This window comes from Dietzia aerolata (genome assembly GCF_014144865.1).
GTDB classification, from domain to species: Bacteria; Actinomycetota; Actinomycetes; order Mycobacteriales; family Mycobacteriaceae; genus Dietzia; species Dietzia aerolata.
Window position 1 is genome coordinate 1 of record NZ_JAALDM010000318.1, and the last position, 8,596, is coordinate 8,596.

The 8,596-nt window shown below is 68.4% G+C and carries 9 protein-coding genes and 1 pseudogene; 5 read left to right on the forward strand and 5 right to left on the reverse strand.

The window, feature by feature from the left end; genetic code table 11:
* Nucleotides 1–219, reverse strand: a pseudogene (locus G6016_RS15700) (ABC transporter permease); the annotation flags it as partial.
* Nucleotides 220–407: 188 nt separating this feature from the next.
* On the opposite strand from G6016_RS15700, the gene G6016_RS15705 reads away from it, so the two are divergent.
* The 3 genes from G6016_RS15705 to G6016_RS15715 are packed head-to-tail and all read left to right on the forward strand — an operon-like array spanning nucleotide 408 to nucleotide 2,780.
* Nucleotides 408–1,301, forward strand: coding sequence for an inositol monophosphatase family protein (locus G6016_RS15705; protein ID WP_182633535.1), 894 nt, complete (start codon nucleotides 408–410; stop codon nucleotides 1,299–1,301).
* Between the two features lie 44 nt (nucleotides 1,302–1,345).
* Nucleotides 1,346–2,053: an alpha-ketoglutarate-dependent dioxygenase AlkB gene (locus tag G6016_RS15710; protein ID WP_182633536.1), complete on the forward strand. Its 708-nt coding sequence runs from the start codon at nucleotides 1,346–1,348 to the stop codon at nucleotides 2,051–2,053.
* A gap of 43 nt (nucleotides 2,054–2,096) precedes the next feature.
* On the forward strand, nucleotides 2,097–2,780 hold the full coding sequence (locus G6016_RS15715; protein WP_182633537.1) for an APA family fibronectin-binding glycoprotein: 684 nt from the start codon (nucleotides 2,097–2,099) through the stop codon (nucleotides 2,778–2,780).
* Between the two features lie 206 nt (nucleotides 2,781–2,986).
* Here the strand turns inward: G6016_RS15715 and G6016_RS15720 are convergent, their stop codons facing one another.
* Complete coding sequence (locus G6016_RS15720) at nucleotides 2,987–3,607, reverse strand: malonic semialdehyde reductase (RefSeq protein ID WP_182633538.1); 621 nt, start codon at nucleotides 3,605–3,607, stop codon at nucleotides 2,987–2,989.
* A gap of 162 nt (nucleotides 3,608–3,769) precedes the next feature.
* Complete coding sequence (locus tag G6016_RS15725; protein WP_182633539.1) at nucleotides 3,770–4,537, reverse strand: PIG-L deacetylase family protein; 768 nt, start codon at nucleotides 4,535–4,537, stop codon at nucleotides 3,770–3,772.
* Between the two features lie 124 nt (nucleotides 4,538–4,661).
* Here G6016_RS15725 and G6016_RS15730 point away from each other — a divergent pair, with 124 nt between their 5' ends.
* Nucleotides 4,662–5,819, forward strand: coding sequence for an acyl-CoA dehydrogenase family protein (locus tag G6016_RS15730; RefSeq protein ID WP_182633540.1), 1,158 nt, complete (start codon nucleotides 4,662–4,664; stop codon nucleotides 5,817–5,819).
* Between the two features lie 37 nt (nucleotides 5,820–5,856).
* Here the strand turns inward: G6016_RS15730 and G6016_RS15735 are convergent, their stop codons facing one another.
* A complete protein-coding gene (locus G6016_RS15735) occupies nucleotides 5,857–6,261 on the reverse strand; it encodes a MerR family transcriptional regulator (protein WP_182633543.1) in 405 nt (134 codons plus the stop codon).
* 145 nt (nucleotides 6,262–6,406) lie between these two features.
* On the opposite strand from G6016_RS15735, the gene G6016_RS15740 reads away from it, so the two are divergent.
* The gene (locus G6016_RS15740) at nucleotides 6,407–7,924 is read left to right on the forward strand and encodes a SulP family inorganic anion transporter (RefSeq protein WP_182633544.1); all 1,518 of its coding nucleotides are present in this window, start codon (nucleotides 6,407–6,409) and stop codon (nucleotides 7,922–7,924) included.
* A 99-nt stretch (nucleotides 7,925–8,023) separates the two neighbouring features.
* On the opposite strand, the gene G6016_RS15745 is transcribed toward G6016_RS15740, so the two are convergent.
* Entirely contained in the window at nucleotides 8,024–8,308 is a 285-nt protein-coding gene (locus G6016_RS15745; RefSeq protein WP_182633541.1) for an amphi-Trp domain-containing protein, read from the reverse strand.
* Nucleotides 8,309–8,596 lie beyond the last annotated feature (288 nt).

Here is an 8,596-nt window from a genome sequence, read left to right on the forward strand (position 1 = left end):
GAGCAGGCCGAGCAGCGCGAAGGATGGCACGGTCAGCGCCGTGGCGGCGAGCCCGGTCGCCACCGCGGACCCGGTGCGGCTGCGGTACACGGCCACCCCGATCGCGACCGACAGCACTGTTGCCAGCAGCACCGCCTGCACCGTGGCGCTGACGTGCTGCCAGGAGTCCGTGGCCAGCTGGACCCGGCGGGTGGTCAGGAAGTCGATCAGGGCGGTCATCGTGTCCCGGCTCTGTATGTGGTGACTATGTCTGTAGTGATTCTGTACGTGCTGACTCTGTATGCGCTGACTTTGTACGTGGGTGGCTCGGTCTGCGGTGTGCTCACGGTAGCGAGTTGCACACGTATTGAGGGGCGAGTCGGGGGATCCGGTCGGCGATTGTCGGACCCCTGGGGCACGATGGGGGCATGACTCCACGGCCCACCCGCACCCTCGGACCGGACCAGATCGAGCGCCTCGACGAGATGTTCGCGGCGAGCGGTCGGATCGCGCGTCGGCATTTCTACGGTGACCTCGCGGATCTCGCGGCGGCGGACAAGAACGCCGGGCCCGCCGGTGGCTCCGCAGGCGGCCGCAGCGGCGAGGCTGGCGGGAGCACCGGCGGCTTTGACCCGGTCACCGAGGCTGACCGCGCGATCGAGGAACTCCTGCGCGCCGGCATCCAGGCCGTCTCGCCGGGCGATGCGGTGGTGGGCGAGGAGAACGGGCGGACCGGCCCGGCCGACGCTGCGCGCACCTGGTACCTGGATCCGATCGACGGCACCAAGGCGTTCCTCACCGGCATGGCGGGTTGGGGCACGCTCGTCGGCGTGGTCGAGGACGGTCGCGCGGTGGCGGGGTGGATGGACCAGCCGGTGCTCGGCGAGACCTTTGCCGCGGTGGGCGGCCGCGCGACGCTGCGGCGCACGGATGCCGACACGGGCCGGCCCCTGACCACCGAGCTGCGCACGTCGGACTGCACGGAGCTGTCCGAGGCGATCCTCTACACCACGCATCCGTCAATGTTCGGTGATGCCGGCGAAGTGCGCGACCGCTACGACGAGCTCGGCCGCCGCGTCCGCCTCCAGCGCTTCGGCGGCGACTGCTACGCCTACTGCATGCTCGCCGCCGGTCGGGTGGATCTGGTGGTCGAGTCCGACCTGAATTCCTACGACATCGTGGCGCTCATCCCGATCATCGAGGCCGCGGGCGGCGTCATCACCGGGCCGGACGGCGCGCAGCCGATCGAGGGCGGCACCGTGGTCGCTGCCGCCACGCCGGAGTTGGCGGAGCAGGCGTGGGCGGTGCTGGGCCGCGCATGAGACGGCAGCCGTGACCGGGTCCCTGGCATGACCGAGTTGCGCCCGTGACCGAGCCCCTGTTCGGCGTCCGCCGCGAGCCGTCGATCCTCGCCCCCGGCGCGGTGCACGTGCCCGACTGGCTCAGCCGTGAGCAGCAGGAATACCTCCTGCAGGCCTGCGTGGACTGGTCTGCGGCGAACGCGCCACGCACGATCGTGCTGCCGGGAGGGGGCCGCATGTCGGTCCGAACCTTCAGCCTGGGGCGCCACTGGTCGCCCTATAGATACGACGACGACAACGCCACCCCACCCATCCCCGACTGGCTCGTGCGAGCTGCCCGTTCTGCGCTGACCTCGGCCGCGGAGATCGATCCTGCCGCGGCTACTCGCGACTCCGGCACCGCTGGCCCGGGCCCGACCGGCCACGCGCCCGGCCCAGCCGAGTACACGCCCGACGCAGCACTGGTGAACCTCTACGGCCGTGGAGCCACGATGGGTCTGCATCAGGACCGCGACGAGGCCAGCGGTGACCCGGTCGTCTCGTTCAGCCTCGGCGACGCGTGCACGTTCCGCTTCGGCACGCCCGAGCATCGCGGCCGCCCATACACGGACGTGCGGCTCGAGTCGGGCGACCTGGTGGTATTCGGCGGGCCCTCGCGGATGGCGTTCCATGGTGTGCCCAAGGTCCACGACGGCTCCGCGCCTAGCTGGTGCCGCGAGGTGCTGGGTGCAGAGCCGGGACGGGTCAACATCACCCTGCGACGTACGACATAGCCCCGCGGTGCACGGGGTCGGCCTGCGCACCTACCCTGGCGCTATGAACTCTTCGTCATCTTCCGGTCGTGGCCTCACCATCGCGTGGGTCGTCCTCGTGGTGCTCCTGGCCATGATCGCCGCGGCAGTGACGTGGGTGGTCTCAGAGCGGACGTACGGGCCGAGCGAGCGCACGATGAGCGCCAAGACCCAGGTCGCGGCCGGATCCGAGTACACCGACGAGGCTGCCGGGCTGACCTTCCGTGTTCCGGAGGGCTGGATGGCGGAGTCCGGGCCGATGCCCTTCGGCACTACCGCGATGATGCCGGAGGAGATGTCCGCAAAGGGCGGGCTCGTGTTCATCGGCGCGCTGACCCCGGAGATGCTGGGCGGGCAGGACGTCAACAATGAGCAGGCGGCTGTCGCACTGGCCAACTCCATCGGTCAGTCGGTTCTTCCGATTCCGGTCCGCCCCGTCGGCGAGCGTGCCGACGAGATCTCGACCCGGGTCGGCGACGGAACGTCAGTGTGGGTCCGTGTCGTCGGGGCTGGTCAGCAGCAGATGCTCGGGCCGGATGGCGCGCTGATCTATTCGGCGGTCGTCGGGGAAGGCGACTCTCGCTTCTGGCTCACCTACATCGGCTCCCCGGCCGACGGCAGCATGGTTTCCCCGGCCGCCGACTGGGCCGAAGCGATCGTCAAGAAGTTCGAACTCGCCGAGGACTTCGCGCCAGCAGGTACCGCCTGAGCCGGCCCGGCTCGCGCAGCCTCACGCTCAGCTGGGCTTTGGCGCCTCGCAGGCGATTCTGACTCGCCCTCACAACGCCAAGAGGGTTCCGCACGTTCGCTCTCGCGTTTCGTGTGCGGAACCCTCTTGCGGATGTGGTGCTCTTGCGGATGTAGTGCGGGGTGCGCGTAGGGCTATGGGTAAGGCGCGCAGCGTGCGCTTTCTGGTCAGAGCGCGGTGACGACCTCGTCGTAGTCCAGGCGCGGCAGACGATCGAACCAGGCGCCGTCGGTTGCGGGCTTGCCGATGTTGATCGCGACGAGCACGCGGTGACGGCCGTCGGGGAAGAACTCCTTGGAGATCGCCTCGGCGTCGAAGCCGGTCATCGGGCCAGCGGCCAGGCCGGCGGCGCGGATGCCGAGGATGGCGTAGCCGATCTGCAGGCCGGCGTTGAGCTCGGCGGTGCCGGTCCGGGCGTCCTCGGAGCTTGCGAACATGTCACGGGCGCCGGGGAAGTGTGGGAACTGCGTGGGCAGCTCGTCGTGGAAGTCCACGTCGGCGGCGAGCAGCGCGACGGCCGGGGCGGCGTCGGTCTTGGCGCGGTTGCCCTCCGCCATGAGCGGGAGAAGGCGGGCCTTGGCCTCCTCCGAGCGCAGGACCAGCACGCGCAGCGGCTGGGAGTTCATCGAGGTGGGAGCCCACTTGACCAGGTCGTAGATAGCCTCGAGCTGCTCATCCGTCACCGGCTCGTCGGTGAAGGCGTTGGCGGTGCGGGCCTCGCGGAACAGGAGATCCTGGGCGGCCTCGTCGAGCTGCAGTTCGTTGCGGGCATCCAAAGAAGTTGTCATGTCTATTAGAACGGCCCGGCGGCCCGAGGTCATTCCCCGGGCCGCCGTGATCCCTGGCACATCACCAATTCGGGAGAGATTGTGCGAGGGGAGGGCGGCGCCAGCCCGCGAGGGGAGAGCGGCGCCAGCCCGCGAGGGGGAGCGGCGCTGGCCCGCCCGGGGTCAGGGGCGCTTGCGGGTGAAGCCCACCACCGGGTTGCCGCCGGCCAGACCCTCGACGGGCGCCACCATGTTCTCGACCTGCTTGCGGGCCTGCTCGCGGACCGGGGTGTCCGGATCGAGCACCGACATGTACTCCTTGTGCTCGGCCAGCGCATCGATCGCCGGCTCGACGAAACCCGTGACCTCCACATAGTGGCTCGGCTGGGGATCGGACTCGAACCACATCTGCGGCCGGCCCTCGCGGGCGTCCACGCCGACCGCGGCCACCAGGTCGTCGTAGGCGGCGCCCACCGCGTCACCGAACTCCATGTGATCGGACTGATTGGGAAAGCCCGGCGCGAACTCCGGGCCCGAGTACAACGACACGACGATATCCGGTCGGTGCTTGCGGATCGAGTCGGCGATCGCATCGCGTAGCTCGGTGTTGTTGACGATCCGACTGTCCGGGAACCCCAGAAACTCCACGACCTCCACCCCGACATGCGCCGCCGAGCGCCGCTGCTCCTCCTCGCGGATCGGCCCCGCCACCTCGGGAGCCATACCCTCGATGCCCGCCTCACCACTGGACGCGAGCACATACACGACACTGCGACCCTCGGCCGTCCAGCGGGCCACCGCCGCGGACATGCCGTACTCGGGGTCATCCGGGTGCGCCACCAGAATCAGGCAGCGGGTCCAGTCGGTGGGGAAAGGCTCGGGCAGGGCGGCGTTCTCGGGCCGGGCCCCGGGCTGGTCGTCCGTGTTCGACTGATCGCTGGAATCGCTCATGGCACGAGTATGGCCCCGATCGGGTCCGTCACGCCCGAACTCACGGAAGGACGCGGTCGTAGACTCGACACTGAACTCGATGGTGTTGTCGTCGTCGTCAAATTTTTTCCTGGAGGTCCCTCAGATGTCCGCACTCTTTCCCGACTACCGCCCCTCCTGGGAGACCGAGGACCACGCCCTCCTGCGCGAGCACGCCCGGGCGTTCTTCGCCAAGGAGATGTCCCCCAACCAGGAGAAGTGGGCCGAGCAGAAGCACGTCGACCGCGAGACTTGGCTCCGCACCGGCGAGGCCGGACTCATCTGCCTCGACGTGCCCGAGGAATACGGCGGCCAGGGCGGCGACGCCGGCATGGAATACCTCGTCACCGAGGAACTCGTCTACTCCGGCGACACCGCGTTCGGCATGGGCGTCGGCTCCACGATCACCCCGCACTATGTGGCCAACTACGCCACCGAAGAGCAGAAGAAGGCCTGGCTGCCCAAGATCTGCTCCGGCGAGTGGATCTCCGCCATCGCCATGACCGAGCCCGGCGCCGGCTCCGACCTGCAGGGTGTGCGCACCACCGCCAAGCGTGACGGCGACGACTACATCATCAACGGCTCCAAGACCTTCATCTCCAACGGCGGCTCCGCCGACTTCGTGGTCGTGGTGGCCAAGACCGACCTCGACGCCGGCCACAAGGGCATGGCCCTGTTCGCCGTCGAGGCCTCCACCCCCGGCTTCGAGCGCGGCCGCGTCCTGGAGAAGATGGGCCGCCACGGCGCCGACACCGCCGAACTGTTCTTCAACGACATGCGCGTCCCCGCCGCGAACATCCTCGGCGGCGAGGAGGGCCAGGGCTTCTACCAGCTCATGAACCAGCTGCCGCGCGAGCGCCTGGCCATCGCCGTGGACGCGCTCGCCATGGCCGAGGCCGCCGTCGTGGAGACCATCGAATACACCAAGGAGCGGCAGGCGTTCGGCAAGCCGATCCTCGACTTCCAGAACAGCCGCTTCGAGCTCGCGCACTGCAAGACGCAGGTCATGGCCACCCGCACCTACGTCGACTACTGCATCGAGCAGGAACTCGCCGGCAAGCTCGACGCCGTGACCGCCTCCATGGTCAAGATGCAGGCCACCGACATGCTCGACGACGTGGTGGACCGCTGCCTCCAGCTCTTCGGCGGCTACGGCTACATGATGGAGTACCCCATCGCGCAGAAGTTCGCCGGGGCCCGCGTCATGCGGATCTACGGCGGCACCAACGAGATCATGAAGGAGGTCATCGGCCGGGCGCTCTGACCTGGCGTTGACGGGCCGGAGCGCGGGCCGGGCGTGATCAGCTGAGCCGGTCGATGATCTCGACGAACTCTTCCGCGTAAGCCAGGTGCTTGCGCAGACGCTCGAGACGTTCCGTGGCCTCGGCTCCGATCTCGGAGATGGTGGTCGCGGCGTCGTCGTCAAATCTGGCGCCTTGACCCTCGCCTCCGGCGACATCACCACCCGCGCTGCCACCTCCGGCGCCGAGGGTGTCGAGCGCGCGGCAGAAGTCCTTCATCCGGTCGAGGCTGAACCCCAGTGGTTTCATGCGGCGGATGAGGAGGAGGCGCTCGACGTCGGCCTCGGTGTAGAGGCGGAACCCACCGGGGGAGTGGGCGGACGGGCTGACCAGGCCGAGCTCGTCGTAATGGCGCAGGCTGCGGATCGACAGGGCGGTGCGCTCGGCGACCTCCCCGATCTTCATGGTCTGCTCGCCCTGAATTTCCCCGGCCACAACTCTCCCGCTACGGTAGGTTTCTACTCTCTCGTGGCGAGAGAGTTCGACTCTAGACTGTAGGTGATCAGTGAACAGCGGGCCCACGGCGAGCGAGACGCGCCGGACGAGTGAACTGCCGGCCACAGAGTTCCCGACCGGCGTGTGGGCGTCGTTCCGCGCGGCGTTCTCGTCCCCGGCCCGGCTGCGGACCGAGGTGCTCGCCGGCCTGGTGGTGGCGCTGGCGCTGATCCCCGAGGCGATCTCGTTCTCGATCCTCGCCGGAGTCGACCCGCGGGTGGGACTGTTCGCGTCGGTGACCATGGCCGTGGCGATCGCGTTCACCGGCGGCCGGCCGGCCATGATCTCGGCGGCTACGGGCGCGGTTGCACTGGTCATCGCCCCCGTCGCGGCCGACCACGGCCTCGACTATCTCATCGCGACCGTCCTGCTGGCCGGCGTCCTCCAGATCCTGCTGTCGCTGCTCGGCGTGGCCAAACTGATGCGATTCATCCCGCGGTCGGTGATGATCGGCTTCGTCAACGCGCTCGCGATTCTCATCTTCTCCGCGCAGATCCCCCACCTGCTGGGCGTGCCGTGGCTCGTGTATCCGCTGGTGGTGGCGGGAATCGTGATCATGGTGGGCTTCCCGAAACTGACCACGGTCGTGCCGGCGCCGCTGGTGGCCATCGTCGCAATTACTGCCGTCGTGGTCGCGGTGGGGTGGAACGTGCCCGATGTGTCGCAGCAGGGCGAGCTGCCGACCACGTTGCCGTCGTTGCTCTTCCCCGACGTCCCACTGACACTGGACACCCTCCAGATCATCGCCCCCTACGCGCTGGCGATGGCGCTGGTCGGGCTCATGGAATCGCTCATGACCGCCAAGCTGGTCGACGACATCACCGAGACCCACTCCGACAAGACCCGCGAGGGCTGGGGCCAGGGCATCGCCAACCTCGTGACCGGCTTCTTCGGCGGTATGGGCGGCTGCGCGATGATCGGCCAGACCATGATCAACGTCAAGGAATCGCGCGCGCGGACGCGGCTGTCGACGCTGCTGGCGGGCGTGTTCCTGCTGATCCTGGTGGTGGCGCTCGGCGACATCGTGGGCATGATCCCCATGGCGGCGCTGGTCGCGGTGATGGTCATGGTGTCGGTCGGCACGTTCGACTGGCACTCCGTGCACCCGCGCACGCTTCGGGTCATGCCGCTGTCGGAAACGCTGGTCATGGTGGTCACCGTGGTGGCGACCGTGTGGACCGGCAACCTGGCGATCGGCGTGGTGCTGGGCGTGGTCACCGCGATGATCATGTTCGCCCGCCGCGTCGCGCACATGACATCTGTAGAGAAGGTCGCCGAGCTCGACACCGACCACGACGGCACCGTCGACACCCGCACCTACCGCGTTACCGGAGAACTGTTCTGGGCCTCCAGTAATGACCTGGTGTACCAGTTCGACTACTCCGACGACCCCGAGCACGTGGTCCTGGACCTCACCGACGCCGACATCTGGGACGCCTCGACCGTCGCGACCCTCGACGCGGTGCAGCAGAAGTACGCCGAAAAGGGCAAGACCCTGTCTGTGATCGGGCTGGACGGGGCGAGTCAGGAGCGGCTCGACCGACTGTCCGGCCGGCTGGGCGGGGCGTTCTAGCGTCGCCGCGTCAGGCCCGCCGCGCCGGCCCCGACCGGCTTCAGTCCTGCCGCGCCGGCCACGCCCTGCTTCAGCCTCTCCGCGCCAGCCTCTCCCCGGTCACGAGATCGCGATGCCCCCGGACGGTGTCGGCTCTCCGTCGGGGCTGGTCACCCACCACATCGAGAGTTCGAGTTCGTGTTTGGTGCCGGTCGGTTTGGGCGTCTCCTTGATCTCCACGTCCAGCCGCACCGACGCGGGAAACCCGAGGTCAACGCTGGTGGCGCCCTGGTCGAACTTGACGGTCCCGGTGCGGATCCGGTCGGCGAGGGTGGTCAGGATGTCGGCAAGCGCGTCGCGCGAGTAGGTGTCCTTGCTCTTGAGCAGATGAGTTGAGGCAGCCATGTCTCCATTGTCTGCCCTTTTCGACCCCGACGACCCCATTCTTCCCGTACCCGTTCACGCGCCGAGGATCTGGCGCTGACACCACGGGCCCATCCAGTCTCACCAGCCTCAGGGTCCACGCCCCGGCCTGCGTCGGCGCCGACACTTTTCGAACCTGATCGAAATAGTCTATCGAACACCCTTGCCACCGCCCCGGGGTGTCGGTACGATGGAACTCAAGTTCGAAACAGTGTTACGACCGGTGGTGGGAGGTGCGGGTTCATGTCAGGTGACGGCAAGATTTTTGAC

Excerpts from the sequence above, each read along its gene's own strand:
- G6016_RS15705 (WP_182633535.1), top strand. The coding sequence starts at position 408 with ATGACTCCACGGCCCACCCGCACCCTCGGACCGGACCAGATCGAGCGC.
- G6016_RS15715 (WP_182633537.1), top strand. The coding sequence starts at position 2,097 with ATGAACTCTTCGTCATCTTCCGGTCGTGGCCTCACCATCGCGTGGGTC.
- G6016_RS15720 (WP_182633538.1), bottom strand. The coding sequence starts at position 3,607 with ATGACAACTTCTTTGGATGCCCGCAACGAACTGCAGCTCGACGAGGCC.
- G6016_RS15725 (WP_182633539.1), bottom strand. The coding sequence starts at position 4,537 with ATGAGCGATTCCAGCGATCAGTCGAACACGGACGACCAGCCCGGGGCC.
- G6016_RS15730 (WP_182633540.1), top strand. The coding sequence starts at position 4,662 with ATGTCCGCACTCTTTCCCGACTACCGCCCCTCCTGGGAGACCGAGGAC.
- G6016_RS15735 (WP_182633543.1), bottom strand. The coding sequence starts at position 6,261 with ATGAAGATCGGGGAGGTCGCCGAGCGCACCGCCCTGTCGATCCGCAGC.
- G6016_RS15745 (WP_182633541.1), bottom strand. The coding sequence starts at position 8,308 with ATGGCTGCCTCAACTCATCTGCTCAAGAGCAAGGACACCTACTCGCGC.